The 23,842-nt window shown below is 62.7% G+C and carries 24 protein-coding genes and 1 pseudogene; 4 read left to right on the top strand and 21 right to left on the bottom strand.

Annotated elements, in window-relative coordinates; all coding sequences use genetic code 11:
- Positions 1-16: 16 nt before the first annotated feature.
- On the top strand, positions 17-562 hold the full coding sequence (locus tag J7U39_RS18555; RefSeq protein ID WP_210629511.1) for a YbhB/YbcL family Raf kinase inhibitor-like protein: 546 nt from the start codon (positions 17-19) through the stop codon (positions 560-562).
- Between the two features lie 116 nt (positions 563-678).
- Here the strand turns inward: J7U39_RS18555 and J7U39_RS18550 are convergent, their stop codons facing one another.
- Positions 679-1,182, bottom strand: coding sequence for a dihydrofolate reductase family protein (locus tag J7U39_RS18550; RefSeq protein ID WP_210629510.1), 504 nt, complete (start codon positions 1,180-1,182; stop codon positions 679-681).
- 113 nt (positions 1,183-1,295) lie between these two features.
- Between J7U39_RS18550 and J7U39_RS18545 the strand changes: the two are divergent.
- A pseudogene (locus J7U39_RS18545) lies at positions 1,296-1,917 on the top strand (GyrI-like domain-containing protein); the annotation flags it as partial.
- Positions 1,918-1,942: 25 nt separating this feature from the next.
- Here the strand turns inward: J7U39_RS18545 and guaA are convergent.
- The 3 genes from guaA to J7U39_RS18530 all read right to left on the bottom strand — a co-directional run bounded on the left by guaA (position 1,943) and on the right by J7U39_RS18530 (position 4,702).
- Positions 1,943-3,505 carry a glutamine-hydrolyzing GMP synthase gene (gene guaA / locus J7U39_RS18540; RefSeq protein ID WP_210629509.1) on the bottom strand — a complete coding sequence of 521 codons (1,563 nt, stop codon included), beginning with the start codon at positions 3,503-3,505 and terminating at the stop codon, positions 1,943-1,945.
- Positions 3,506-3,617: 112 nt separating this feature from the next.
- Positions 3,618-4,256, bottom strand: a complete 639-nt coding sequence (locus J7U39_RS18535) for a 5'-methylthioadenosine/S-adenosylhomocysteine nucleosidase (RefSeq protein WP_011423682.1) — start codon at positions 4,254-4,256, stop codon at positions 3,618-3,620.
- The gene (locus tag J7U39_RS18530) at positions 4,253-4,702 is read right to left on the bottom strand and encodes a PaaI family thioesterase (RefSeq protein WP_064707699.1); all 450 of its coding nucleotides are present in this window, start codon (positions 4,700-4,702) and stop codon (positions 4,253-4,255) included. The genes J7U39_RS18535 and J7U39_RS18530 overlap by 4 nt, the downstream gene beginning before the upstream one ends.
- Positions 4,703-4,943: 241 nt before the next feature.
- Between J7U39_RS18530 and J7U39_RS18525 the strand changes: the two genes are divergently transcribed.
- Positions 4,944-6,020: a DUF2252 family protein gene (locus J7U39_RS18525; RefSeq protein WP_210629508.1), complete on the top strand. Its 1,077-nt coding sequence runs from the start codon at positions 4,944-4,946 to the stop codon at positions 6,018-6,020.
- On the opposite strand, the gene J7U39_RS18520 is transcribed toward J7U39_RS18525, so the two are convergent.
- The 9 genes from J7U39_RS18520 to J7U39_RS18480 all read right to left on the bottom strand — a co-directional run bounded on the left by J7U39_RS18520 (position 6,002) and on the right by J7U39_RS18480 (position 16,421).
- Positions 6,002-7,099, bottom strand: coding sequence for a DUF1513 domain-containing protein (locus tag J7U39_RS18520; RefSeq protein ID WP_210629507.1), 1,098 nt, complete (start codon positions 7,097-7,099; stop codon positions 6,002-6,004). The two genes, J7U39_RS18525 and J7U39_RS18520, sit on opposite strands and share 19 nt — an antisense overlap.
- 4 nt (positions 7,100-7,103) lie before the next feature.
- Positions 7,104-8,204 carry an imelysin family protein gene (locus J7U39_RS18515; protein ID WP_210629506.1) on the bottom strand — a complete coding sequence of 367 codons (1,101 nt, stop codon included), beginning with the start codon at positions 8,202-8,204 and terminating at the stop codon, positions 7,104-7,106.
- The gene (locus J7U39_RS18510; protein ID WP_247241692.1) at positions 8,204-9,979 is read right to left on the bottom strand and encodes a di-heme oxidoredictase family protein; all 1,776 of its coding nucleotides are present in this window, start codon (positions 9,977-9,979) and stop codon (positions 8,204-8,206) included. Before J7U39_RS18510 ends, J7U39_RS18515 begins: the two co-directional genes overlap by 1 nt.
- A 43-nt stretch (positions 9,980-10,022) precedes the next feature.
- The gene (locus J7U39_RS18505) at positions 10,023-11,297 is read right to left on the bottom strand and encodes an imelysin family protein (protein ID WP_210629505.1); all 1,275 of its coding nucleotides are present in this window, start codon (positions 11,295-11,297) and stop codon (positions 10,023-10,025) included.
- A 204-nt stretch (positions 11,298-11,501) separates the two neighbouring features.
- Positions 11,502-12,791, bottom strand: a complete 1,290-nt coding sequence (locus J7U39_RS18500) for an RsmB/NOP family class I SAM-dependent RNA methyltransferase (RefSeq protein WP_210629504.1) — start codon at positions 12,789-12,791, stop codon at positions 11,502-11,504.
- A 143-nt stretch (positions 12,792-12,934) separates the two neighbouring features.
- The gene (locus J7U39_RS18495) at positions 12,935-13,297 is read right to left on the bottom strand and encodes a septal ring lytic transglycosylase RlpA family protein (protein WP_184457978.1); all 363 of its coding nucleotides are present in this window, start codon (positions 13,295-13,297) and stop codon (positions 12,935-12,937) included.
- A gap of 398 nt (positions 13,298-13,695) precedes the next feature.
- The gene (locus tag J7U39_RS18490; RefSeq protein ID WP_210629503.1) at positions 13,696-14,565 is read right to left on the bottom strand and encodes an SDR family oxidoreductase; all 870 of its coding nucleotides are present in this window, start codon (positions 14,563-14,565) and stop codon (positions 13,696-13,698) included.
- Positions 14,565-15,716 (bottom strand): tRNA epoxyqueuosine(34) reductase QueG, encoded by a 1,152-nt coding sequence (gene queG, locus J7U39_RS18485; RefSeq protein ID WP_210629502.1) that lies wholly within the window; start codon positions 15,714-15,716, stop codon positions 14,565-14,567. The genes J7U39_RS18490 and queG overlap by 1 nt, the downstream gene beginning before the upstream one ends.
- Positions 15,717-15,728: 12 nt before the next feature.
- Positions 15,729-16,421 carry a glutathione S-transferase family protein gene (locus J7U39_RS18480; protein WP_210629501.1) on the bottom strand — a complete coding sequence of 231 codons (693 nt, stop codon included), beginning with the start codon at positions 16,419-16,421 and terminating at the stop codon, positions 15,729-15,731.
- A gap of 258 nt (positions 16,422-16,679) precedes the next feature.
- Here J7U39_RS18480 and J7U39_RS18475 point away from each other — a divergent pair, with 258 nt between their 5' ends.
- On the top strand, positions 16,680-17,477 hold the full coding sequence (locus J7U39_RS18475) for an undecaprenyl-diphosphate phosphatase (protein WP_210629500.1): 798 nt from the start codon (positions 16,680-16,682) through the stop codon (positions 17,475-17,477).
- Between the two features lie 232 nt (positions 17,478-17,709).
- On the opposite strand, the gene J7U39_RS18470 is transcribed toward J7U39_RS18475, so the two are convergent.
- The 8 genes from J7U39_RS18470 to dnaN all read right to left on the bottom strand — a co-directional run bounded on the left by J7U39_RS18470 (position 17,710) and on the right by dnaN (position 23,667).
- Entirely contained in the window at positions 17,710-17,862 is a 153-nt protein-coding gene (locus J7U39_RS18470; RefSeq protein WP_041678526.1) for a hypothetical protein, read from the bottom strand.
- Between the two features lie 328 nt (positions 17,863-18,190).
- Positions 18,191-19,171, bottom strand: coding sequence for a complex I NDUFA9 subunit family protein (locus J7U39_RS18465; protein ID WP_210629499.1), 981 nt, complete (start codon positions 19,169-19,171; stop codon positions 18,191-18,193).
- A 110-nt stretch (positions 19,172-19,281) separates the two neighbouring features.
- Positions 19,282-19,569: a DUF1330 domain-containing protein gene (locus tag J7U39_RS18460; RefSeq protein WP_210629498.1), complete on the bottom strand. Its 288-nt coding sequence runs from the start codon at positions 19,567-19,569 to the stop codon at positions 19,282-19,284.
- A gap of 25 nt (positions 19,570-19,594) precedes the next feature.
- Positions 19,595-20,302, bottom strand: coding sequence for an orotidine-5'-phosphate decarboxylase (pyrF, locus tag J7U39_RS18455; protein ID WP_210629497.1), 708 nt, complete (start codon positions 20,300-20,302; stop codon positions 19,595-19,597).
- Positions 20,281-20,889, bottom strand: coding sequence for a histidine phosphatase family protein (locus tag J7U39_RS18450; protein WP_210629496.1), 609 nt, complete (start codon positions 20,887-20,889; stop codon positions 20,281-20,283). Before J7U39_RS18450 ends, pyrF begins: the two co-directional genes overlap by 22 nt.
- 1 nt (position 20,890) lies before the next feature.
- Positions 20,891-21,490, bottom strand: a complete 600-nt coding sequence (gene pmtA / locus J7U39_RS18445) for a phospholipid N-methyltransferase PmtA (protein WP_210629495.1) — start codon at positions 21,488-21,490, stop codon at positions 20,891-20,893.
- Between the two features lie 96 nt (positions 21,491-21,586).
- Positions 21,587-22,492 carry a DUF72 domain-containing protein gene (locus J7U39_RS18440; RefSeq protein WP_210629494.1) on the bottom strand — a complete coding sequence of 302 codons (906 nt, stop codon included), beginning with the start codon at positions 22,490-22,492 and terminating at the stop codon, positions 21,587-21,589.
- Between the two features lie 56 nt (positions 22,493-22,548).
- The gene (gene dnaN / locus J7U39_RS18435) at positions 22,549-23,667 is read right to left on the bottom strand and encodes a DNA polymerase III subunit beta (protein WP_004673935.1); all 1,119 of its coding nucleotides are present in this window, start codon (positions 23,665-23,667) and stop codon (positions 22,549-22,551) included.
- Positions 23,668-23,842: the final 175 nt, after the last annotated feature.

Raw genomic sequence — 23,842 nt, 5'->3', positions numbered from 1 at the left:
ACCAAGGAGAACAACAATGCGTTTGATCACAGCAGCACTTATGGCCGCCTCCGTCTTCGGCGCCACGGCCGCCCACGCCGAAATGAAGCTCACCTCGAAGGATCTAGCCGCCGGCAAGGCCATGGCCGACGCGCAGGTCTTCAACGGCTTCGGCTGCTCGGGCGGAAACATTTCGCCGGAACTGGCCTGGTCGGGCGCGCCCGAGGGTACCAAGAGCTTCGCCGTCATGGCATACGATCCGGATGCGCCCACAGGCTCCGGCTGGTGGCATTGGTCGGTGTTCAATATCCCCGCAGATATTTCGAAGATTGCCACCGGCGCAAGTGGTGGCAAGAAGCTTCCCGCAGGCGCCGTGGAAGGTCACACCGATTTTGGCACTTCCGGATATGGCGGCGCATGCCCGCCGACCGGCGATAAGCCGCACCGCTACCAGTTCACCGTCTACGCGCTCAAGGTGGACAAGCTTCCGCTTCCGGAGACGGCGCCGGGCGCCATGGTCGGCTTCTATGTCAGGGCCAACACGCTCGACAAGGCCTCGATCGAGGTGACTTACGGCCGCTGAAGCTGGCTCTGGATCCGCAACGTCCTTACACAATCAAGGCCGGCCGTGGTGACTGAACCTCGGCCGGCCTATGCGTGCCTTCCGTCTTCGCCGGCAACGTCACTTGCGGCTCCTCATTAGGCAGGAACATAGGTGAGCTTGATCACATTCTCGTCGATCAGATTATGGCTCACAAGACGAAGCGGCGGTCGGGGCCCGGCGAAATATGGTTTGCCGTGGCCAAGCACGACAATCAGGCCGAGTCCGGTAAGGCTTTGCGCCAGGTCCGGCCCGGCAACTTCGATCTCTCCGTCACGCTCGGCCTTTAGAGCGCGCATCGCGCCCTCGAGATCATCCCCGACAAGGCTGGCGTTGGGGCCGACCGACGTCAATGACCGCGAGACCACCCATTTCGGCTGCTTCCGCCACGCCGCTGCAAAGGCCTGTTCCTCTGCATTCCACTCGGGATGATCCTCATCCCAATAACGCATGACCTCATACATCCGGCGGCCGTAGACGCTGCCCGCCTGCCTCCGAGCCTGCTCGACGAAGTGGCGGAAGAGGATGGGGCTTGGCCCGAAGGCCGTGTGGTCGACGTAGCCGTCCAGCGACTGGTTCATCCCGAATACGAGCTTGGCCATGCCAACTTCCCTTTTTGAACGGAGCATCCACGTGCGTTCGGCTGCGCACCGATAGGAAACAGGCTAGATCAACTGATTTTAATTTGCAATTGGTTTTTGGCTATACGATGAAGGCCGGCTACACCGCACCGGATGCTTTCGCCCGCGCCTTTCGGCAAAGGTTCGGTCAATCGCCTTCGTCGTTCCGGAAGTCTCCCGACTGGGAGCCGTGGCTTGCGGCCTTCGGACCTCTCGGCAACGCCAGGAGCAAGCTGATGCAGAAGACTTTTACCCCCAACGACATGACGATCCGCAATGTGCCGCCCACGCCGGTGGCGATCATGCAGCATCGGGGTGACCCGGCGATGCTCGCCGCCACCATCCAGCGGTTCATCGCCTGGCGCAAGGCCGCCGGTCTGCACCCCAGGACAAGTCCGACCTTCAACGTCTGGCGTTCAGAACGGCGCCCTGCTGAGCCTGCCGATTATAGCGTCGACCTCTGCGTGGGGACCAGCCGGCCGATCGAGGCGGGCGAAGGGATCAAAGCCGGCGAGATCCCCGGCGGGCGCTGCGCGGTGCTGCGCGTCCTCGGCAATACCGATAATCTGGAGGCCGGCACTCTACCTTTATCGCGACTGGCTTCCGGCGAGCGGCGAGCAAGCACGCGATTTCCCGATCTATTGCCAGCGGCTAAGCTTCTTCCCGGAGGTGCCGGAGCATGAGGCGGTGGCGGAGCTGTTTCTGCCGCTGAAATAGCGGTCTCGGACGGCGGCTTCTGCCCTCATTCCCATTCGATCGTGCCGGGCGGCTTCGATGTGACGTCGTAGACCACGCGGTTGATGCCGCGCACCTCGTTGATGATGCGAGTGGCGGCGCGGCCGAGGAATTCCATGTCGTAGTGGTAGAAATCCGCCGTCATGCCGTCGACTGACGTGACGGCGCGCAATGCGCAGACGAATTCGTAGGTGCGTCCGTCGCCCATGACGCCGACGGTCTGGACGGGCAGCAGCACGGCGAAGGCCTGCCAGATGGCGTCGTAGAGCCCGGCCTTGCGGATTTCGTCGAGATAGATCGCATCGGCTTCGCGCAGGATCTCCAGCTTCTCGCGGGTGATGCCGCCGGGGCAACGGATCGCAAGGCCCGGACCGGGGAAGGGATGGCGGCCGATGAAGCTGTCGGGCAGGCCGAGCTCGCGGCCGAGCGCGCGCACCTCATCCTTGAAGAGTTCGCGCAGCGGCTCGACGAGCTGCATCTTCATGCGCTCCGGCAAGCCGCCGACATTGTGATGCGACTTGATCGTCACCGACGGGCCGCCGGTGAAGGAAACGCTCTCGATGACGTCGGGATAGAGCGTGCCCTGGCCGAGGAAATCGGCGCCGCCGAGCTTCTTCGCCTCTTCCTCGAAGGTCTCGATGAAGAGCCGGCCGATGATCTTACGCTTGGTCTCCGGATCGCTGACGCCTTCGAGCTCGCCGATGAAACGGTCCGACGCATCGACATGCAGGAGGTGCAGATTGTAATGCTCGCGGAACATGGCGACGACATTGGCCGCCTCGTCCTTGCGCATCAGGCCGTGGTCGACGAGGATGCAGGTCAGCTGGTCGCCGACGGCCTCATGGATCAGCAGCGCCGCGACGGAGCTGTCGACGCCGCCCGAAAGCGCGCAGATGACGCGCTTGTCGCCCACCTGCTTGCGGATCTCTTCGACCGCCTTCTGGCGATAGGCCGACATCGACCAGTCACCCTTGATGCCCGCGACATTGTGAATGAAGTTGCCGATCAGCTTGGCGCCGTCGGGCGTATGGACGACCTCCGGATGGAACTGCACGCCGTAATATTTGCGCTTCTCGTCGGCGATGAAGGCGAAGGGCGCATTGGAAGAGGTGGCGACCACCTCGAAACCATCCGGCAGCGCCGTGACGCGGTCGCCATGGCTCATCCACACCTGATGGCGCGAACCGGAGGACCAGAGGCCTTCGAACAGCTGGCAGTCCTTGTCGACGTCGAGGAAGGCGCGGCCGAATTCGCGGTGATGGCCGCTTTCGACCTTGCCGCCGAGCTGCATGCACATCGTCTGCTGACCGTAGCAGATGCCGAAGAGCGGCAGGCCGCTGTCGAAGATGATCTGGGGTGCTCGCGGCGACCCTTCGTCGACCGTCGAAGCCGGACTGCCGGACAGAATCACCGCCTTCGGCTGCAGGCGCTTGAAGCCCTCTTCGGCGGATTGAAAGGGAACGATCTCGCAATAGACGCCGGCCTCGCGCACGCGCCGTGCGATGAGCTGGGTCACCTGGCTGCCGAAATCGACGATGAGAACGGAGTCGGGATGTGCTGTCTGGGTCATGGCGAGGCTTTAAAGAAAAGCGCTTCGCCTGGCAATCCGGGAAATCGGCGGCGTCGAGTTTTTATTGTTCCGATTGTCCCCGCGCGTCGGAGAAGACGCGCGGCGCTGAACTCTAAAACCAGAAAACCCCGTCCTCCAGCGCCGTGAACAGGCTGTCGACGCCGTAGGAGAGCTTGCGATCGACGATATGCAGATATTCTGTCCAGCCGGAGATATGCTGCAGTTCGACCGCACCGTCGGAAATGCCGCGCAGGCCGATCAGCGGCAGCTTGTAGCCCTGGCAGGCGCGCAGCACTGCATAAGTCTCCATGTCGACCATGTCGGCGTCGATGTCGCTATAGGCGGCGCCCGAGATGACGTTGCCGCCGGTGGAAAGGCTTGCTTCGGGAATGCCGGGGATGCGCAGCGGCAGCTCGAGCGCCGCGGGCAGGTCGAGAAACGGCGTCCTACCCTTTTCGAAACCGAGCGGCGAAGCGTCCATGTCGCGATAGGAGACCGAGCTCACCTGATAGACTTCGGTCTGCTCCAGTTTCGCCGAACCGGCCGAGCCAAGCGAAACCACGAGATCCGGCAGGTCGTCGGCCGCATCCAGCCGTGCCAGGGTCTTGGTCAGCGCGACCGCCGCCTCGACCGGGCCGACGCCGGTCATCAAGGGTTCGATGCGCGAACGCAGGAAGGAGCCGTATTCGGCCTCCGCCGCCATGACGAAAAGCATGGATTTTCCTGCGACCGACTTCAGCTCGAACTTCATCCTGTGATTCCTTCTCTGCCGCGGATGACCATCATCGTTCCGGTCATGGAGGCGATGAGTTTCGCCGGCCCGTCGCTGATCGCGTAGCCTCGCCCGTCGGCGACGATAATGGTGGAGCCGGGTTTGGTGATTTCGCCGCGAAACAGGAAGCGCTCGCCACGCCCCGGCGACATCAGGTTGACTTTGAACTCGATCGTCAGGATCGAGGCCTCGGGATCGATGAGGCTGTAGGCCGCAAAGCCGCAGGCCGAATCCAGCGCCGCCGAAATGATGCCCGCATGCAGGATGCCGTGCTGCTGTGTCAGTTTGACGTCGAAGGGAAGCTCGATCTCGACGACGCCGTGCTCGACGCGCGTCAGCTCCGCGCCGATCGTCTGCATCGCCGCCTGGCGCGCAAAATTGCGGCGGATTCGCGCGCGGAAATCGCCCCTGTCAGTCTCGCTCATGGCTGCCCCTCTCGAAGCCGGGAAAGTGGCATGACGGGCCGGATTCGACAAGCTGGACCTTGCCGAAATCCGTGCCGGTGCCGCCGGAAACCGGAAACCGTGTCGCTGGGGCAACCTTTCGCCGTGCCGTCGCTCCACAAGCCTGCTTCATCAGCACCACCGAAACCGTGCAATGGCGATTGCAGCCTCGCGCGGAGCGCGTATTCTCGCGTCGAACTCGAAATGATGGTGCATCAGCGGCATGACGACGATATCGCAATCGGTGCGGAATTTCGAGAACTGGCTGGCTGGCGAACTCGGCAACGATCTCGTCAAGAAGGATCTGCGGGAGAAGCACAAGAAGATGCGCAGCAACGCGTTCGTCTTCCTGCGCGCCACCTATTGGCGCTGGTGCGAAACCATCCTCGATATCTGCCCGGACCTCGCAGGTGCGCCTGAAGTGCTGGCAGTCGGCGATATGCATCTGGAAAATTTCGGCACCTGGCGCGACGTCGAGGGCCGGCTTGTCTGGGGCGTCAATGATTTCGACGACGCGGCGGTCATGCCTTATGCGCTCGACCTCGTTCGTCTGGCGGCAAGCGCCATCCTGGCGCGCGGCGACAACGGCCCGTCCGTCCGCATGGTCGGCGAACTGATCCTCACCGGCTATCGCAGGGGCCTTGAGAATCCGCTGCCCGTCATCCTCGAGCGCGACTACAAATGGCTCCGCAAGGCATTGGTGCTGCCGAATGCCGAACGCCGGGAATTTTGGGAGAAATACGAGACCCTGCGTCCCGGCGAGAAACCGGCGCCTCCCGCCTATATCAAGGCGCTTACCGGTGCATTGCCATCCGGCTCAGGTCGCTTCGTGGCCAAGCCGCATCGCGCCGGCACCGGCAGTCTCGGTCGGCCACGTTTCGTCGCCTATTGCGAATGGCAGGGCGGGCCGGTTCTGCGCGAGGCGAAGGCGCTGGTGCAGTCGGCCTGGTCGCTTTGCCACGGGCCGCAGCACGGGACGATCCATGCGGACAAGATTGCCGGAGGGCGTATGCGCTCGGCCGATCCTCACTATACCGTCTCCGGGCATATCCTCCTGCGCCGGCTCTCGCCGAACAGCCGCAAGATCGAGATCGACAAGCACCCGGAAATCCTGCTTGCGCCGACGATGCTCGAGCTGATGGGCTTTGAGATCGCCAACTGCCATTCCGACGATCCGACGGCGGCGGTGGCGATCCTGGACGATCTGCGGGTGCGCGGGACCGAATGGCTGCATGAAGCGGCAAGGGCCGCGGCGTCGGCGATCAGTGCCGAGCAGAAGGCCTATGCGCGCGTCGGCTGAGAGATCCGAACGATGTGCTGATCCCAGGCGACGGCGCTGCGGGTCGACAGGAAGTCGCCATCATAGGAGGAGACGGCAAAGCCCTCTCTTGCCGGCGCGATGCCCGCGGCATCCGCAACGACCGTCTCGGCCAGCACCTTGCCGGTTTTCGCGTCGATCGTCACCGAGGCGCCGCCTTTCGGGGAGGTGATGCCGACGAGGCCTTCGCTGCGATTGACGGCGATCGCGCCGACGTAGTTGGCAAGCCTGCGCGTCGTCTCTTCCGGCAGCTCGACGAAGGAAAGATCTTCGCCCTTGGCGAAATGACCGACAAGCGGCGGCAGGTCCTTGCGGTGGCCTTCATACTGGCAGGCGAACCAGATGCGGCCGTCGCCGTCGAGGTCGACGTGGCGGGTCGACAGCTGCGACCATTCGGCCGGCAGCACATGTTTTTCGATCAACGCGCCCGTCGCCGCATCGATCAGCACAAGCGATGGCTGCATCGCCCCGAGATTGAGCTTGGTGCGGCCGAAATCCGGATGCGTCTCGATGCCGCCATTGGCAACGATGAGCAGGCGTCCGTCATCGGAAACGGTCATGTCGTGCGGGCCGATGCCGTAGGTCTCGAATTCGCCGATGCGGGTGAAGCGGTCGGTCGCATCGTAGATTCCGATCATGCCGCGGTTGGCGTCGAAATCGTTCTCGCTGGCGTAGAGAATGCGGCCGTCGGGCGAGAAGACGCCGTGGCCGTAGAAATGCCGGTCGTCCCGGGAGCTGATGACGATCGGCTGACCCTTATTCCGCGGATCGAAGATCATCGCATAGGTGCCGGGCCGGCGCGCAAAGGCGACGGTCTTGCCGGTGGCGGCGCTGAAGGCCATGCCGTGAGCCCGGGCGGGAAGCGCCACCTGATCGATGATCTCGCCGCGTTCCGTCACCGTCGCGATGGCAAAGGAGCCGTCGGCGGCGCGAATGCCCGAGGCATAGACGGCGTCCGAGCGCTCCAACGCCATCAGCGACCTTGGCGTCAAGGCCGCAAGGAAGCCGATCCCTGCCGCCTTGACGAAGCTGCGTCGATCGATCGTGGTGCTTCGTATCATCGCTTCAGTCTCCGTCCGAAAAGGAAAAGCCGGCCGACAGGCCGATGGCCGAGCCATATTCGTCGCTTATACTGGTAATCAGCTGGCGGCTGTCGGCAAGCAGCGCATCGAGCTTGGCCTTCTCGGCATCGCTCACGGCGACGTCGATGTCGGGATTGAGCTTCGGCACGCTGTCGAGCAGCGATTTGAAATCCGCGTCGATCGAGGCGGCAACCGACCGCTTGTCTGCCGGCAGAAGCTCGGCCATGCCGGCCTTCTGCCAGAGCGTGCGCAGGCCTTCCAGATTGGCAGCCATCGCTTTCCAGGTGTTCTTCGAACGCCAGTAGATGGCCATGCGCGGGCGCGGCGCGGTGTCCTTGCCCTTGTAGAACTGCTCCAGCCGCTGATCGCGGACATTCTCCGCACCGTGGACGAGAATGCCGAGCAGTGCGGTCACGGCTTCCTTGTTGTCCATGAAATCATTGCTCTGCGGGCCCGGATGTTTCCAGCTCGCCTGCACGCCATCGGGTTTTTCCCAGGCAGCGACGACTTCGCCGGCCTCACGCTGGATATTGCCGGCGACCGCTGCGCCGTAAAGGCAGCGGAAGCCGCCCTTCTGCTTGACGAGGTCCTCCGAGCCGTTGCCGTAGAGCACATATTCCAGCGCTGTCAGGCCCTGCAGCGCCACACTCTTGCCGGCGATCGCATCGACGGTCGCGTCCTTCGGATCGGCCTTGGCGATCAGCGCCTGCACCTGCCTCAAGCCGACACCCTTGCGGTCGGGATAGAACAGGATGTGCTCGAAGAGATTGTCCTGGATAACGGGCCCGGTCTGGACGATCTCGATGATCGACCAGTAGCGGATCGTGTCGTCGAAGGCCGATTTCGCTTTGTCGAGCGTTTGCTGCGTGCCGCCGTCGCAGAGATCCTTCATCGCCGTCGTCAGCCGGGCGGCCGATTGCTGCATGTTGCGATAGCCGGGGCGGATCACCTCGTCGACGGCGCGCTGCAAGACGGCGGGAACGGCATCCTCGTTCAACCCTGCCGGAGGCGCGGCGGTCTGGGCGGCCCCCGATGTGGCGAGGCCGATCAGAGTGAGGCAGAGCAAGGGGTGCCAAAGGCGCATCAAAGTGACTCCAGGAACGTAATCAGGGCCGCCCGGTCGTCTTTAGACAGGGAGGAGAAAGCGTTGCGGGCCTTTTCAGCTTCGCCGCCATGCCAGAGAATCGCCTCGGTGACGTTTCGCGCACGGCCGTCATGCAGGAAAAAGCTGTGTCCGCTGACAGTCCGGGTCAGTCCTATACCCCATAGCGGCGGCGTGCGCCATTCACGTCCACTTGCAAGCCCGACCTGTTGCCCATCAGCAAGGCCGTCGCCCATGTCGTGCAGAAGAAAATCGGAATAGGGCCAGATCAGCTGGAAGGATTGCGCCTCGTCGGGCGTATTCCGGGCGGTGACGAATTTCGGCACATGGCAGGAAATGCAGCCGGTTTCGTAAAAAATCCGCTTTCCCCGCAGCGTGTCGGGAAAGCTCGCCTTGCGCCGCGCCGGCACGGCGAGATTTTCCGAATAGAAAGTCACGAGGTCAAGAACGGGACCCGGGGCTTCTTCTGCACCCAGCCGTTTCTGCACCCCGGTCGGCATCTCAAGGCATTTCTCTTCCGCCTTGGTGCAATCGCCCTGCGCGTCCGGCTGATCGGGCGTCGAGATGCCGACATCGTTGGCGAAAGCATCGGCGCTCTGGTCGCGAACTGTAGCGTTCTGCGCTTTCCAGCCGAACCGGCCGAGCGTGATCTTGCCGCTGCGGTGGTCGCGAACGATCGCCGCCTTGCCCGAAATGCCGTCGCCGTCGGTATCGTCCGGGTCGGCGTGGGCAAGGATGTCAGCCTCGGGAATGGCCTCGATCAGCCCGAGCCCGATCATCGCAGGAGCGACACGCGCCGAGATCGTCGTTGCGGGATCGAGCGGTCCGTAGGCAAGGTTCTTCACCCCGTAAGCAGGCCGGCGCAGCAACACGGTCTCACCATCACCGAGCGTCACTTTTTCGTCGTGATAGCTGATCGTCATCCGACCTTCGGCAGCAAGGCCCGGAACGGCAAGATCCTGCAACTGATGGCCATAGGCCGGGTCGGGGAAATTGACGACATCCGCCCGTGCTATCGCCTTCTCTTCCACCGGTGTTGCGACGGCACGGGAAAGCCGCAGGACCATCGAGACGGCGCTCGGCCCCCCCTCCGGCGGTTTGCCGCGGCCATCATTGACATGACAGCTCATGCAGGAGCGGGCGTTGAAGAGCGGTCCGAGGCCATCGGAGGCCTGCGTCGAAGAGGGAGCGGAAACCCAGAGCTTGCGGAAGAGCGCGTTGCCAAGCCTGAAATTCTGCTCTTCCTCGAAGGGGATATTGGCCGAAATATGCGAGAAGCTGTCTTCGGTGACAGGGTCGATCGAGGTCGTAGCCCCTGCCTGCATCGCTTCATATTGTTCGGCCTTGGAAAAATCCTGGGTCGGCTGCGTGATGTCGGCGACGCGTGCGAGATCGGCCTCGGAAAGGTCGGTGCGTTTCGCCGGCAGGTCGAAGCCGGAGGCGAAAGCGAGGGGCGCTCCCGCAAGGGCGGCGAAGGTGGCGATGCGGAGGGAGAGGCGGAGTTTCGAGAAGAGGCGACCTTTCCGAGCGCCAAGCTCGACGATGCTGGCGCCTGTTTCCCGCTCTACCCCCTCATTCTCTTCCTCGGGTTTAACGCGAGGGATGTCACAGGAATCCAGTGCGCCCAAGTCTTTGGGCGCGGAAGACTCTCCCCTGACCGAGTCATTCACGGCGCCGACACGCCGTGGCTGGATTCCTGTGACATCCGTCGGGCGGAGCCCTGAGGACACAGGAATGAGGCAGGTAGTAGACGGCATTTCAGAGTCCGGGCCGCTCCACTGAGAGCGGCCCGCCTTTTGCTTATTTGAAGACGGCGTTAGGATTATCCAAGCTGTCGGAACCTTCAAGCTGAACCGCGCCGAGATCGAGTGCGGCAACAACGCGCTGGATCGATTTCGTCTGGTCGATCAGACCGTCGATGGCGGCCTGGACGACCGCGTTGCCTTCCTTGTTGCCCTCGGCGATCATCTGGTCGTACTTCTCGACCGTCTCGCCGCGCTTTGCCATGGCATTCATCGCATCGAGCGTCTTGTTGAGCTTGCCTTCCATCTCGGCATCGAGCGCCTTGTCCTTGGCGGCGACGAGGTCTTGCAGCGACGGGCCGCTGAGCTTGGTGCCGTCGACGCGGGTATAGTTGCCGGTATAGGCGGCAGCGATGCCGATCGCGTCGTTGAGATGCGAATTGTAGGTATTGTCGGAGAAGCAATCATGCTCTTCCTCCGGATCGTGCAGCAGCAGGCCGAGCTTCATGCGCTCGCCAGCGAGTTCGCCATAGGAGAGCGAGCCCATGCCGGTCAGGATGGCGACGAGGCCGGCCTTCGGATCTGCTTCGACGGTCTTCGTCGCCACCCCGTCCGGCTTCCAGTCATCGGTCATTTCCTTGAGGTCGGAAACGAGCAGGGTGGAGGCGGACTTCAGATATTCGGCGCGCCGGTCGCAATTGCCGTGCGTGCAGTTCTTGAGGTCGTAATCGGTGGCCGGGCGGTTGCCGGCGCCCGGACCCGTGCCGTTCAGATCCTGGCCCCAGAGCAGGAATTCGATGGCGTGGTAGCCGGTCGCGACATTGGCTTCGATGCCGCCGGCTTCGGCGAGCGTGCCGGAGAGGAATTCCGGCGTCAGCTTCGAGGCGTCAACATCCTTGCCGTCGATCTTGATCGTCTTGTTGGCGATGACGTTGGCCACATAGAGCGAGTTTTCGTCGCTCTCGGTGCCGTAGGAGGCGTCGACATAGTCGATCAGGCCCTCGTCGAGAGGCCATGCGTTGACCTTGCCTTCCCAATCGTCGACAACAGGATTGCCGAAGCGATAGACTTCGGTCTGCTGATAGGGTACGCGCGCCTTGATCCAGGCATCCCTGGCGGCCTTCAGCGTCTCGTCGGTCGGCGCCTTCAGGAAGGCGTCGATGGCGGCGTCGAGCGCCTTGGCCGTCGTCAGCGAGTCCTCATATTTGGCATGCGCCACCTCGGCATAATGTTTCACCACGGCGCCAGCATCGGTCTCGGCCTGCGCGGGAAGGGCGAGCAGGGCGGCGGGGGCAATCGCCAGCACGGCTGCGCGGAATGTATTGAGCTTCATAATCCTCTCCTGTGACGGATCTTCCGTCTAATCGGGCTCCGTCTCTTCGCGCAAAAGTAAACTGGTGTCAAACGCTCTAGTTTGGAATGATTTTAAGAATGGCGCGGGCCGGCGCACCCCGGTCTTTCAGGTGCATTTGGCTGAAGATCAGCACTTCACGTCGAAATGACGGGCCCCAGTCTGCGCATGCAGCGGGGGGGGGGGTCAGCCCTTCCGCTGCATGCGGCAGAAGAAGAAGCCGTCCGTGTCGGTGGAGGCGGGCGTCAGCGTCACGGTCAGGCCATCGGAAGAGTGCGGACGCGGCGCCTGCTTTCCGAACAGGCCGTCCCAGGCGGGCAGGGCGCCGACGATCTCAAAATCAGGGTTCCCGGCCGTAAAGCGGCGCACCTGTTCCTCATTTTCCTGCGGCAGCACCGAGCAGGTGACATAGATCAGTTCGCCGCCCGGTTTGACGAAGCCGCTCGCCTGCGCCAGCGCGTCCTGCTGCTGGGCGGTGCGTTCGTCGAGGTTCTTCGCCGTCAGCCGCCATTTCGTGTCGGGGCGGCGGCGCCATGTGCCGGTGCCGGTGCAGGGCGCGTCGACCAGCACCTTGTCGCAGCGCCCGGCAAGACCCGACAGCCCCCTGGCGTCGTCATGCACCTGGACATTGCGCGTGCCTGCCCGCTTCAGCCGCTCAATGATCGGCGCCAGCCGTTTGCGGTCGGCGTCATAGGCGTGCACCTGACCCTTGTTCTGCATGGCGGCGGCCATGGCGAGCGTCTTGCCGCCGCCGCCGGCGCAATAATCGAGGATCTGTTCGCCCTCGCGCGCGAGCACCAGATCGGCGACGATCTGCGAACCTTCGTCCTGAACTTCGAACCAGCCTTTCTGGAACGAAAGCTCGGCTGTCACGTTGGGAAGACGCGAGGCGCCTTCGCCGGCGGCAATCCGGATGCCGTAGCGGGCGATCTTCGCGGCATGCGCGCCGGCTCTTTCGAGCGCCTTGACCGCCTTGTCGCGCGAAGCCTTCAGGATGTTGGCGCGCAGATCAAGCGTCGGGCGGGCGGCAAGCGCCTGTGCTTCGGCGAGCCAGCCGGCGCCGAAAGCCTGTTCGAAGGAGGATTGCACCCATTCGGGAATATCGCCGCGGATATGCGGCGGCGCGTCCTCGAGCGAGCGGCTTGCAAAGGCGGCTGCGGCCTCGGGTGAAAGCGGCGCCGGCGCGAACTTGTCGTCGGCGAGTTCGGCGGCAAGACTGTCTGGGGTGAAGCCCCATTGACGGAACATGACGGCGTGGGCAATGGCCGCAGCGCTGTCGTCATTCATCAGCCAGGCATGCGAAAGCCGCATGCGCAAGGCGTCGTAGACGATGTTGCCGATTGCCGCACGATCGCCGGAACCGGCGAAGCGATGGGCAAGGCCCCAGTCCTTGAGTGCGTCGGCGACGGGTCGCTTGCGGGCATCAATGTCCGCGAGCACAGAAATCGCCCCTTCGAGGCGGCCGCCCAGACGCATTCACATATCTCCTGTTGCCGTGCCGTGTGAACGATCCGCACACAGTGCCGGGCGGATGGTTTACAGGTTTCAACCGCGTGGTAACCGCGATTGGCGGCAAGAGCAAGCGCCGCTGACGGCGCAGGCGGTTGCAAGCTCCGGGCTTAGCTGATCACCTGGTAGCAGACCTTCGCCGTGCCGGAGCTCACCATGCCGATATTCTGTGCGGCGGCGCGCGACAGATCGAGCACACGGCCGCGGATGAACGGACCGCGATCATTGATGCGAACGACGACGGTGCGGCCATTGTTGCGGTTGGTGACCTTGACCTTGGTGCCGAATGCGAGCGAACGATGCGCGGCAGTCAAGACGGCGGGGTTCATACGTTCTCCGGAAGCAGTTTTGGAGTGAAGAGCGTACCATGAAGCACCGCCGCAGCCATTTGCAGCAAAACCTTCCGCCGGAAGCAGGGAAGAGCAGGCCGCAATAGTTGCCGCAGCGATAATAGAACGGCTGATTTTCTTCAAAACGGAGTATCCCTCAACTATTGAACACACGCCTTTGCAGGCGGCGGGGCTTAAATCCGTCGAAAAATGGCAAAAAAGTGCCGCTCACGATCACGGAATGTTGCATTCTGTAATATATGTGATGCTATTGATAAAATTTCGGAATTTGCCCCATGCGGTCGGACGTAGAAAAAACCTAATGGAATCAGCTAAAATTCAAATGAATTTTCCGACGAAGCGTTAAACTGCGCGGTCCTCACGGAAATCACGAAATTTTTTTCCCGCCTTCGCCATATTTGCTGCCACATTTGAGCAAATTCAAAGGCTGTTAACCATAAGATGCGGCGAGAATTGTTCGTAAGAGTGCCGAAAGTAGGAATTTCCTACTCATTTTGGGTGATAACTCTGGCCGACCGGATCTAACCGCGCCAGCGCCTGTCCAGCCACAATTGTGCAAGCGACATCGGATAGTTCGGGAATGAGAATTCGAAACCGGCCGCCTTCAGTTTTGCGTTGGAAACCCGCTTGTTCTCGCCGTAGAAAGAACGCGCCATCGGCGTCAGCTCGGCGGTTTCGAAGGCCTGTTCCGGAGGCGGTTCGACGCCCATCAGCCGTGCCGCCTCGACGATCACGTCCTGCGGCGGCCCCGGTCGGTCGTCGGTGATATTATAGATGCCGCCGAGGCCGCGCTCCGACAGGAAGCGCGCCGCCGCGCCGATATCCTCGACGCGGATGCGGTTGAAGACCTGGTCCTTCTTGATCAGCCGCCGCGCCGTGCCCTTTTCGAGATTGCAGAAGGCGTTGCGCCCCGGCCCATAGATGCCGGAAAGACGCAGCACCGCCGCCGGCACGCCACGCTCGCGGCCCATTGCCAGCCAGCCCTCTTCGGCCTCAAGCCGCTCCTTCGACCGCCCGGAAACCGGCAGGCACGGCGTGTCTTCGCTTACCCAGGCGCCCTGGTGATCGCCATAGACGCCGACGGTGGAGAGATAGCCGATCCATTCGAGCCTCGGCAGCAGGCTCGCGCCGTTTTTATTGAGCAGTCCCAGCAACGGATCGGCCTTTCCAGGCGCGATCGACTGCACGACATGGGTGACATCGGCCAAAGCCCGGACGAGTTCCTCTTCCATCGTCTCGCCATCGAACAGGAATGCCTCGATGCCGGCGCGGCGGAGCGCTTCCATCTTCTCTGCGGAACGGGTCGTTCCGGACACCCGCACGCCGTCGCCGGCGAAGGCCTTGGCGATTGCCGTGCCGGAATAACCGCAGCCAAAGATCATCACATGCATCAGCCCACTCCCGCCAGCCGCCATTCGTTCAGCACATTTTCGTCGCTCTCGTCGGTCCTTTGTGCGGCAAAGGCGGAGAATTCGCCAGCCTCCATCAGCCGGGAAAGCGCCCAGACAGCCATGCCGCGGACCGCCGGGGCGGAATCGCCGGCGAGCGCACGACATTGCGCAATGAGCGCCGTCTCGCCGGAATTGCCGGCAGCGATCAGCACGTTGCGGATGAAACGGTCGCGACCGATCCGTTTGACCGGCGAACCACTGAAGAAGGCGCGGAAGGCGGCATCGTCCAGCGTCAGCAGAAAGGCAATCGACGGCTCCTTCAGCTCTTCGCGCGCCTGCAACTTCATTTCGGAGGCGGAGCTTGCGAACTTGTTCCAGGGACAGGCGGCGAGACAGTCGTCGCAGCCATAGATGCGGTTGCCGATCAGCACCCGCAGGTCGGGGTCGATTGGTCCCTTGTGTTCGATGGTGAGATAGGAGATGCAGCGCCGCGCGTCGATCTGGTAGGGCGCCGGGAAGGCGGCGGTCGGACAGACATCGAGACAGGCGCGGCAGGAGCCGCAATGATCGATCTCCGGCGCGTCGACGGCAAGATCGGCGGTGGTGAACATCGAGCCGAGAAACAGCCAGGAGCCTCGTGTGCGGCTGACGAGATTGGTGTGTTTGCCCTGCCAGCCGATACCGGCCGCCGCCGCCAACGGCTTTTCCATCACTGGCGCGGTGTCGACGAACACCTTCACATCGGCGCCGGCGCGTGCGGCAAAGCGTGTGGCGATCTCCTTCAGCCGGCCCTTGATGATGTCGTGATAATCGCGATTGCGGGCGTAGACGGAGATTGCCGCCCTGTCCGGCTTGCCGAGGACGTCGCGCGGGTCCTCCTCCGGAGCATAATTGAGGCCGAAGACGACGACGGACCGGACCTCGCTCCAGAGCGTCAGCGGATCGCCGCGCCGCTCGCGCGTCTCCGCCATCCACTCCATCGTCCCGTGGCGTCCGGCATCGATGAACTCACCGAGACGCTGTTTGGCTTCGGGGATCGCGTCAGGGCGGGTGATGCGGCAGAGATCGAAGCCCTTGGCGGCAGATTCCGCCCGGACGAACTCGGTCAAATTGTCGCGGCGGCGGCGCTCTTTGTCATCATTGTCGGGCATGAGGCGCCCTCGTCAGAAATCCAGATCGGCATAATGCGAAACCGGGGTCAGGCCGCGCACCCGCTCGGTCAGCATCGGCCGGAAGGAGGGGCGCGATTTCAGCCGCTGGTACCATTCCTTGACGACCGGAGCCTCGGCCCACTCGATCTCGCCGAGATAATCGAGGATCGAGATCGAGGCGGCGGCGGCAAGGTCGGCATAGCTCATCCGCTCGCCCGCCAGCCACTGACGCGAGCCGGCAAGCCAGGTGAGATAACGCATATGCTGGCGGATATTCGCGCGGGCCGTGCGCAAAATCTTCGAATCCGGCGCTCCGCCGCCCTGATCGGCGGTCATCTGCAACTTGTAGACACGCTCGCGGGCGAGCGGCTTCGTCACGTCGTTTTCCATTTTCTGCATGAACCATTCGCTCAGCCGGCGGATTTCCGCCCGCTGGAACGGATCCTCGGCGAGCAGCCGCCGGTCGCGCTTCAAGACCCCGTGCGTCTCGTCCAGATATTCGGAAATGACGCTCGCGCCACAGAGCGCACGCATGCTGTCGTCGACATAGACCGGCAGCGTACCGGCCGGATTGAGCGCCAGGAAATCGCGGCGCTTCTCCCATGTCTGCTCTTCGATCAGATCCGCCTGATAGCCGTATTCCGCCAGGATCAGCCGGACGAAGCGAGATGCGGAGGACATGGGATGATGATAAAGCGTGGGCATCGATACTCGGGCTTTATGATTGCTGTTACAGGACTGTGTGGCAGCTCGTTTATAGCGCCTTAGTCATGACTCATTGGTTGAAGCTATAGGAGTTTGGCCCGGCCAACACAAGCGAATCGGCTTTCACGCCATCTGACAAGGGACAAAACACACGTCTTGCGCACGAGGATAACGGCTGCTTGATCGGCTCAGACGCAGCTCCGAGCATTTCCCGCAGGAAGTGCTCGGTCCGAACGACCTTTAAACCGGAGACAATTTATGGACTATATCAATGCCGCCATTCTCGGTGTCATCGAGGGGATCACCGAGTTTCTGCCGATCTCCAGCACCGGCCATCTCATCATTGCGGAGCAATGGCTCGGCCACCGGTCGGACATGTTCAACATCGTCATTCAGGCGGGCGCCATCCTTGCCGTCACGATCATCTACTGGCGCCGCCTGCTGGATCTGGTGCTTGGCTGGCGCGAGCCCGAGAATCGGGACTATGCCTCCAAACTGATCGTCGCATTTCTCATCACCGCAATCCTCGGCCTCGCCGTCAAGAAGCTCGGCTTTGAACTTCCCGAGACCGCGACGCCGATCGCCTGGGCGCTCATCATCGGCGGCATCTGGATGATCTTTGCCGAATGGGCCGCCGCGCGCCGGCCGCCGCATAAGCAGATCACCTGGCTTGTCTCTATTCTGGTCGGCATCGCCCAGATCGTTGCCGGCGTCTTTCCGGGGACGTCACGCTCCGGCGCCACGATTTTCGTCGCCCTGCTGGCCGGCACCGGCAATCGCGCCGCGGCGACCGAATTTGCCTTTCTCGTCGGCATCCCTACGATGTATGCCGCAAGCGGCTATGAGTTGCTGAAGACCTTCAAGGATGGCGGCGCGGCAGGTGAAGACTGGACGGCGCTCGCCATCGCGTTCGTGGTCTCCACGATCGTCGCTTTCATCGCCGTCAAATGGCTGCTCGCCTATATAAGGAGCAACCGCTTCACGCTCTTTGCCATCTACCGCATCATTCTCGGCGTCCTGCTGCTCGGCATGGCCGCGACCGGCATGATCGCCTGAGGCAGCTGCAACTGCATTCGCGCAACTCCCGGCGCGAATGCATTGCCCTGTCGGAAGTTTGCGCACAAGGACCCGCTCGCCGGCAAACGTCGAGTTTTCAGATCTATCTTGAGGAAGGACGCTCGTCGCCGCTTTGAAGCAGGCAATATCGAGCCTTCATTGCGGAACGCCTGGTTCGGCGTTCCCGACGGCTTGTCTTCGTGGATGCCGGCGCAAGGTGCCGGCCTTTTCGTTAGTGGCTGATCGAAGCCGTCGAGCAAGGATCGACGCCGTAGGCCGGCGAGCAGTCGCCCTTGACCGCCGCGACCGAACCGGGCGCAACGAAGGAGCCTGCCATGATAATCAGCGCCGCACACGCAAAAAGGAGCGCGATTGACTTGCCCATCGATAAATGCCTTTCACAGTGATTGCCGCACGCCTTCGCAGACGTTGAGTCCGTTGGAAGACGCGGGGTTTGGTAGTCAGTGGAATGACAAATAGCAATAAACGTTCCTGCTAAATTTGGCGTTAATTCCACAAAATTTCCGCTGCGCCTTTTATGCAACGCTGCTCGATACAGCCGGCAGGAAAACAGGCCGAGCTTGCGCCGGCATCGCGGCGCCGCGCGCCGTTCAGGACGCGCAAAGGACGCCGCAACTGTTAAGGTGCTGCGGCAAAGCAAAACGCCGCCCGCGGGATCGGCGGACGGCGTTATCGTTCCTCGGGAAAGATGGTCAGGCGGCCTTGCCGGAGCCGGTATACTGGCCGTGCGGACGGTACTGCACGAGATAGGAGCCGAGCACCGATGCCGGCATGGTGGGCGTAATGCCGAGTCCCTTCAATGTGCGGCCTTCCGCCTCGGCCTCTGGGGATACGACGTTGTCGCGCTTGAGCAGGCGCACCTGGTCCGGCGTGATCGGCGGTGTCACAAAGGGGATCAGCGAGGCGATGCTGCCGATCAGCGAAGCCAGGCCGAAGGGCAGGGACACCAGCGGGTTCTTGCGGCTCGTCACCTTCAGCATCATCTCGAGACATTCGCGGAAGCTCAGCACCTCGGGTCCGCCGAGCTCATAGATCTTGCCGCCGGCAACCTTGCCGTCGACGGCGCGGGCGACCGCCTCGGCGACGTCCTCGACATAAACAGGCTGGAATTTCGTCCTGCCGCCGCCGACCAGCGGCAGGACAGGCGACATGCGCGCCATGTCGGCAAACTTGTTGAAGAAGCTGTCCTCCGGTCCGAAGACGATCGACGGACGGAAGATCACCGCATCGGACTTGATGGAGAGAATGGCCGCTTCCGCGCGGCCTTTGGTGCGGCCATAATCCGAATCGGAATTGGCGTCGGCGCCGATCGCCGAAATATGGGTGAGAGTCGCGCCGGCATTGCGCGCCGCTTCTGCAACCGCACGTCCGCCGAATTCCTGTACCGCGTCGAAAGTGTTGCGGCCGGTCTGATGCAGAATGCCGACGCAGTTGATGACGTGGCTGGCGCCCTCGACGGCACGGTCGATCGAGTTGCGATAGCGCAGGTTCGCCTGCACGAAGGAAATCTGGCCGACATTGCCGAGCGGCTGCAGGAAGCCGGCGAGATCAGGTCGGCGCACGGCGACCCGGATGCGATAGCCGCGCTTGGCGAGCGCCCGCACCACGTGCCTGCCCACGAAGCCGGAGCCTCCGAACACGGTGACGAGCGGCGGCAGGTTGGCAAGGGTCATGGCAGGCTCCTCGAAAGGCTGTGCGGGATGCTGTATCGGCTCCGTCTTAGCCGAATCCCGGCGCGACGGGAAGGCCTATCGCGCTGCGAGTTTTGCGGATGCGAAGGGACTCAGACGCCTTCGACGACCACCATTTCCGCATCCGCCACCTCCTGGCGGATTTTCGCGGCGATCTGGTATTCCGGCGAGTTGTAGCAGTCGACCGCATGCTGCATCGACGCGAATTCTATCACGACGTTGCGGGCGCGCGCCTTGCCCTCGAGCTCGGTGATGGCGCCGCCGCGCGCCAGGAAATTCGCGCCGTATCTTTCGAAGGCCGGTTTGGCCGCCGCCACGTAATCCTTGTAGCGCTCGGCGTCAAGAACGTCGACGCGGGCGATCCAATATGCCTTGGCCATGATCTTCTCCCTTGTGCTTTTGAATTCAGCGGTTTGCCGGCCAGAGCGCGCTCACCATCTCGTTGAGGACGGCGCGGGCCGCCTCTTTCGGATCGGGCGCCTTGACGATCGGCCGGCCGACGACGAGATGGGTTGATCCCGCCTTCAGCGCATCGAACGGCGTCATCACCCGCTTCTGGTCGCCCTTGTCGCTGCCGGTCGGGCGAATGCCGGGCGTGACGATCGCCATGTCGGGACCGACGACCTCCCGCACCTCGGCCGCCTCCGCCGCCGAGCAGACGATGCCGCCCATGCCGGCGACGCGCGCCTGTCCGGCGCGACTGAGCACCAGGCTGTGCGGGTCCTGGCTGTAGCCGGCCTCGGCAAGGTCCTCGGCATCCATCGAGGTCAGCACGGTGACGCCGAGCAGGCAGAGACCGGAGCCGGCCGCCGCCTCCACCGCCGCCCGCATCGCCTTCGGATAGGCATGCAGCGTCAGCATCGACATGCCCATCTTGGCGATATTCTCGACGCCTGACGCGACCGTGTTGTCGATGTCGAGCAGTTTCATGTCGAGAAAGATCTTCTTGCCGCTTGCGGCAAGGTCGCGGGCGAATTCGAGGCCGCCGGCAAAGACCAGCTGATAACCGATCTTATAGAAGAGAATGTCGTCGCCGAGCGTGGAAACCAGTCCTTCTGCCTCGCCGATCGTTGGGACATCCAGGCCGACGATCAACCGCTCGCGTGCATCCATGTGAAGTCACCCCGCCAGTTTTCGATGGACGTCCAGTCGCATGTCAGGCCGAGATCCGCAAGGCTGAAAGCATAGAGATTGCCGCCGCCGGCCGGCTGGTCGCGGTCGCGGGCGATCGGCCGTCCCGCCAGATGGCATTTCAGCAGCGTGCCGACGCCGCCATGGCCGACGAAGGCGATCGGTGCGGCCGCATCATGTGTGGCGAGAACGGCCTTGACCGCCGCGACGATGCGGGCCTGCGCGTCGACGGCGCGCTCCCAACCTTTGAAGCTTTGTTCCGGATTGGCAAAGAACCAGTTTGCCGCCTCTTCGAACTGCGGCGGCGGCAGGAAGCCGGTGGCCGAGCGGTCGTTCTCGTGCATGCCATGGACGATCTCGACGCTGATGCCGGAGGCGGCCGCCAGGATTTCGGCCGTTTCGATCGCCTTCGTCTCGTCGCTGCAGACGATGCGGGTCAGCCGGCTGGCCCAATCGCTCTCGGCAGCTTTGCGGGCGCGGGCGGAGCCGACCTCGGAAAGGCCCCATTTCGGCACCGGAACATTCGCGTCGATCTTGACCTGCGGATGGGTGATATAAAGTCCGAACATCTCAACCGCGCCGGTAGATCCAGAGCTGCGCCGGCGGGATGTTGCGCATGACGAAGTCGAAATGCTGAATGTGATAGCGGTCGGGATTGGCGGCGATCGGCGAGATCGCGCCATAGGAAATCTGCACCACCGGTCGGCCGGCGGGCAGGCGGTCGAGCAGGCTTTCGAGCAGCGAGACGCGCATCGCCATCGGGAAATTCAGCAGCGGAATGCAGGAGATGACGCAATCGAACGTCCGGTCGCCGTAGTCGCCGAGCGTGGTCTGCAGATCGAAAGCATCGCCGTTGATGAAGTGCACGCCGGGATAGGTCCGCAGCAGATGCTGGTGGAAATCCGTCGAATATTCGATTGCGATGAGATTTTCCGGTTTCACGCCGCGGCCGAGGATGGCCTTGGTGATGGCGCCCGTGCCCGGGCCGAGTTCCAGCACCGGCAGCCCCGAATGCATATCGATGACGCTGGCCATGCGCTTGGCGGTAATCGAAGAGGTCGGCACGATCGAGCCTACCGTCTTCGGCCCCTGCATCATGCCCCGGAAGAAACGGATTTCCTCATCAAATCTCTTCCCGAGGTGTTCCTTCACCTTGACCCGTAAGCGCATTCTCCACCCATCCGCACGTTGATTGACTGTCTTACATATGCTGCTTGTCGCTCCCGGGACAAGGATTTTCGCAACGAGGACATCGGCATCAACAGCTCATGCGGCCTTTCGCTGGGTATGAGGCATGAGGTCGGCAAGTCTTTCGCTCAAATGGCCAGCGTCGACAGGGGCGCGCAGTTTCTTATCGGTGTTGTCGAAATAAAGATAGACGTCGCGGCCCTTGGCGCGCGCCGGCAGCGGCGCAACTATCCGCGTCGCATTCTCCGGTTCTCCGCCCTGTGCCCAGGCGTGGATGCGCTCGGCCCATAGATCGAGCGCTTCGTCCTCATAACCGCTGACATAAAGCTGTTCGGAGCCGTGCAGGCGGCAATAGATGAAGTCGGCGGTGATATCCATCAGCAGCGGCCATTTCACCGTATCGGCGCAGACGAGCGCCGCCTTGTGTCGCCGGAGCATCTCGATGAACTCGGCTGAGCGGAAGCTGTCGTTGCGGATTTCGAACGCATGGCGGATCGGCTGGTGTCCGTCGCTTTTGAGCCAGGCCTGTTTGAGGCGCTCGTCATGCCGCTTGGCAAGCGTTATCGCCGCATCGTGATCATGCGGCAGCAACGACAGAAAATTTTCGAAGCGATCAGGATCGAAGAACATATTGGCCGGAAACTGCCAGAGGATCGGCCCGAGCTTGGGGCCGAGCCTGAGCAGGCCGGAGGCGAAGAAATTGGCAAGCGGCGCCTCGATCTCCCTCAATCGCCGCACATGGGTGAGGAAGCGCGGCCCCTTGACCGCAAAGACGAAATCGTCAGGCGTTTCATCCCGCCAGCGGCCGAAGATTTCGGGCCTCTGCAATCCGTAGAAAGTGCCGTTGATCTCGATCGAGCGGAAGTGACGGGCGGCGTAGGAAAGCTCCTGCTTCTGCGGCAGTCCCTCCGGATAGAATTGCCCGCGCCAGGGCGCATAGGTCCAGCCTGAAATGCCGATGCGCACCGCTCCGGTTTTTTTCATTCTGGAATCCTCCTGTTTGACAGGAGGAAAACCGGAAGCGGACGCCTTCGTTCCCGTCAGACGCGCATCGGCATCAAGACGTAGAGCGCGTCGTCACCGGCAGTGTCGCGGATCAGCGTCGGCGAGCCGGCATCGGCCAGCAGGAAGATCGCTTCCTCGCCGGAAAGCTGCGCGGTGATGTCGAGCAGATATTTGGCGTTGAAGCCGATTTCCATCGCATCCGTGTCGTAGCCGACGGCGACTTCTTCCGTGGCGCTGCCGGAATCCGGATTGTTGACGGTCAGCATCAGCTGACCTTCGGACAGCGCCAGCTTCACGGCGCGCCCGCGCTCGGAGGAGATCGTCGAGACGCGGTCGACGGCCTGGGCGAAGGTCGTGCAATCGACGCGCATTTCCTTGTCGTTGCCGGTGGGGATGACGCGCTGGTAATCCGGGAATGTGCCGTCGATCAGTTTCGAGGTCAGAACGATCGAGCCGATCGTCATGCGGATCTTGGCGTCGGAAACCTCGACGGTGACGATTGCTTCCGGATTGTCGACCAGCTTCTGCAGTTCGCCGACCGTCTTGCGCGGAATGATGATGCCGGGCATGCCCTCGGAGCCCGACGGCGCGTCGACATCGGCGCGGGCCAGCCGGTGGCCGTCGGTCGCGACCGCCCTGAGCTTCAGCTCACCATTGCTCTCGATCGTGTGGAAGAAGATGCCATTCAGATAATAACGTGTCTCTTCCGTCGAGATCGCGAACTGGGTGCGGTCGATCAGCATCTTCAGATCGGTCGCCTTCAGCTTGAAGGAATGCGTGAAGGTGCCGGCGGTCAGATCCGGGAAATCGGATTCCGGCAGGCACTGCAGCGAGAATTTCGACCGGCCGGACTGGACGGTCATCGAGCCGCCATCGGTGCTGGTCGCCAGCAGCACTTCCGAGCCGTCGGAAAGCTTGCGCACGATGTCGTAGAGAAGATGGGCGGGAACGGTGGTGGCGCCTGCTTGTTCGACGCTTGCCGGCGTCGCCTCGGTGATTTCGAGGTCGAGGTCGGTCGCCTTCATGTCGAGGTTCTGGCCGTCGGCCTTGAGCAGTACGTTGGACAGGATCGGGATCGTGTTGCGACGTTCGACCACACGGTGGACGTGGTTCAGCGATTTCAGAAGGTTTGACCGCTCAATAGTAATACGCATGGGATGCTACCGCTTTCGACCGTGACTGCCCGGGCGCATCGAAGGCCCGAAGAATGCTTTCCCGATTTAGGTCGGGGGAGTGGACGGGCAAAATGGCAGACTTCAGCATTGGATGGCAAGAGGCATGGACGGCCGAGCCCTCGCATTTCAGGTTTTCCGGAGCAATCCTCACAGA

Source organism: Rhizobium sp. NLR16a (assembly GCF_017948245.1).
In the GTDB taxonomy this organism is placed as follows: domain Bacteria; phylum Pseudomonadota; class Alphaproteobacteria; order Rhizobiales; family Rhizobiaceae; genus Rhizobium.
Note: the sequence above shows the minus strand (reverse complement) of the source record. Positions and strands in the feature narration are given on the sequence as shown.

Excerpts from the sequence above, each read along its gene's own strand:
- J7U39_RS18555 (WP_210629511.1), top strand. The coding sequence starts at position 17 with ATGCGTTTGATCACAGCAGCACTTATGGCCGCCTCCGTCTTCGGCGCC.
- J7U39_RS18550 (WP_210629510.1), bottom strand. The coding sequence starts at position 1,182 with ATGGCCAAGCTCGTATTCGGGATGAACCAGTCGCTGGACGGCTACGTC.
- guaA (WP_210629509.1), bottom strand. The coding sequence starts at position 3,505 with ATGACCCAGACAGCACATCCCGACTCCGTTCTCATCGTCGATTTCGGC.
- J7U39_RS18535 (WP_011423682.1), bottom strand. The coding sequence starts at position 4,256 with ATGAAGTTCGAGCTGAAGTCGGTCGCAGGAAAATCCATGCTTTTCGTC.
- J7U39_RS18530 (WP_064707699.1), bottom strand. The coding sequence starts at position 4,702 with ATGAGCGAGACTGACAGGGGCGATTTCCGCGCGCGAATCCGCCGCAAT.
- J7U39_RS18525 (WP_210629508.1), top strand. The coding sequence starts at position 4,944 with ATGACGACGATATCGCAATCGGTGCGGAATTTCGAGAACTGGCTGGCT.
- J7U39_RS18520 (WP_210629507.1), bottom strand. The coding sequence starts at position 7,099 with ATGATACGAAGCACCACGATCGATCGACGCAGCTTCGTCAAGGCGGCA.
- J7U39_RS18515 (WP_210629506.1), bottom strand. The coding sequence starts at position 8,204 with ATGCGCCTTTGGCACCCCTTGCTCTGCCTCACTCTGATCGGCCTCGCC.
- J7U39_RS18510 (WP_247241692.1), bottom strand. The coding sequence starts at position 9,979 with ATGCCGTCTACTACCTGCCTCATTCCTGTGTCCTCAGGGCTCCGCCCG.
- J7U39_RS18505 (WP_210629505.1), bottom strand. The coding sequence starts at position 11,297 with ATGAAGCTCAATACATTCCGCGCAGCCGTGCTGGCGATTGCCCCCGCC.
- J7U39_RS18500 (WP_210629504.1), bottom strand. The coding sequence starts at position 12,791 with ATGCGTCTGGGCGGCCGCCTCGAAGGGGCGATTTCTGTGCTCGCGGAC.
- J7U39_RS18490 (WP_210629503.1), bottom strand. The coding sequence starts at position 14,565 with ATGCATGTGATGATCTTTGGCTGCGGTTATTCCGGCACGGCAATCGCC.
- queG (WP_210629502.1), bottom strand. The coding sequence starts at position 15,716 with ATGCCCGACAATGATGACAAAGAGCGCCGCCGCCGCGACAATTTGACC.
- J7U39_RS18480 (WP_210629501.1), bottom strand. The coding sequence starts at position 16,421 with ATGCCCACGCTTTATCATCATCCCATGTCCTCCGCATCTCGCTTCGTC.
- J7U39_RS18475 (WP_210629500.1), top strand. The coding sequence starts at position 16,680 with ATGGACTATATCAATGCCGCCATTCTCGGTGTCATCGAGGGGATCACC.
- J7U39_RS18470 (WP_041678526.1), bottom strand. The coding sequence starts at position 17,862 with ATGGGCAAGTCAATCGCGCTCCTTTTTGCGTGTGCGGCGCTGATTATC.
- J7U39_RS18465 (WP_210629499.1), bottom strand. The coding sequence starts at position 19,171 with ATGACCCTTGCCAACCTGCCGCCGCTCGTCACCGTGTTCGGAGGCTCC.
- J7U39_RS18460 (WP_210629498.1), bottom strand. The coding sequence starts at position 19,569 with ATGGCCAAGGCATATTGGATCGCCCGCGTCGACGTTCTTGACGCCGAG.
- pyrF (WP_210629497.1), bottom strand. The coding sequence starts at position 20,302 with ATGGATGCACGCGAGCGGTTGATCGTCGGCCTGGATGTCCCAACGATC.
- J7U39_RS18450 (WP_210629496.1), bottom strand. The coding sequence starts at position 20,889 with ATGTTCGGACTTTATATCACCCATCCGCAGGTCAAGATCGACGCGAAT.
- pmtA (WP_210629495.1), bottom strand. The coding sequence starts at position 21,490 with ATGCGCTTACGGGTCAAGGTGAAGGAACACCTCGGGAAGAGATTTGAT.
- J7U39_RS18440 (WP_210629494.1), bottom strand. The coding sequence starts at position 22,492 with ATGAAAAAAACCGGAGCGGTGCGCATCGGCATTTCAGGCTGGACCTAT.
- dnaN (WP_004673935.1), bottom strand. The coding sequence starts at position 23,667 with ATGCGTATTACTATTGAGCGGTCAAACCTTCTGAAATCGCTGAACCAC.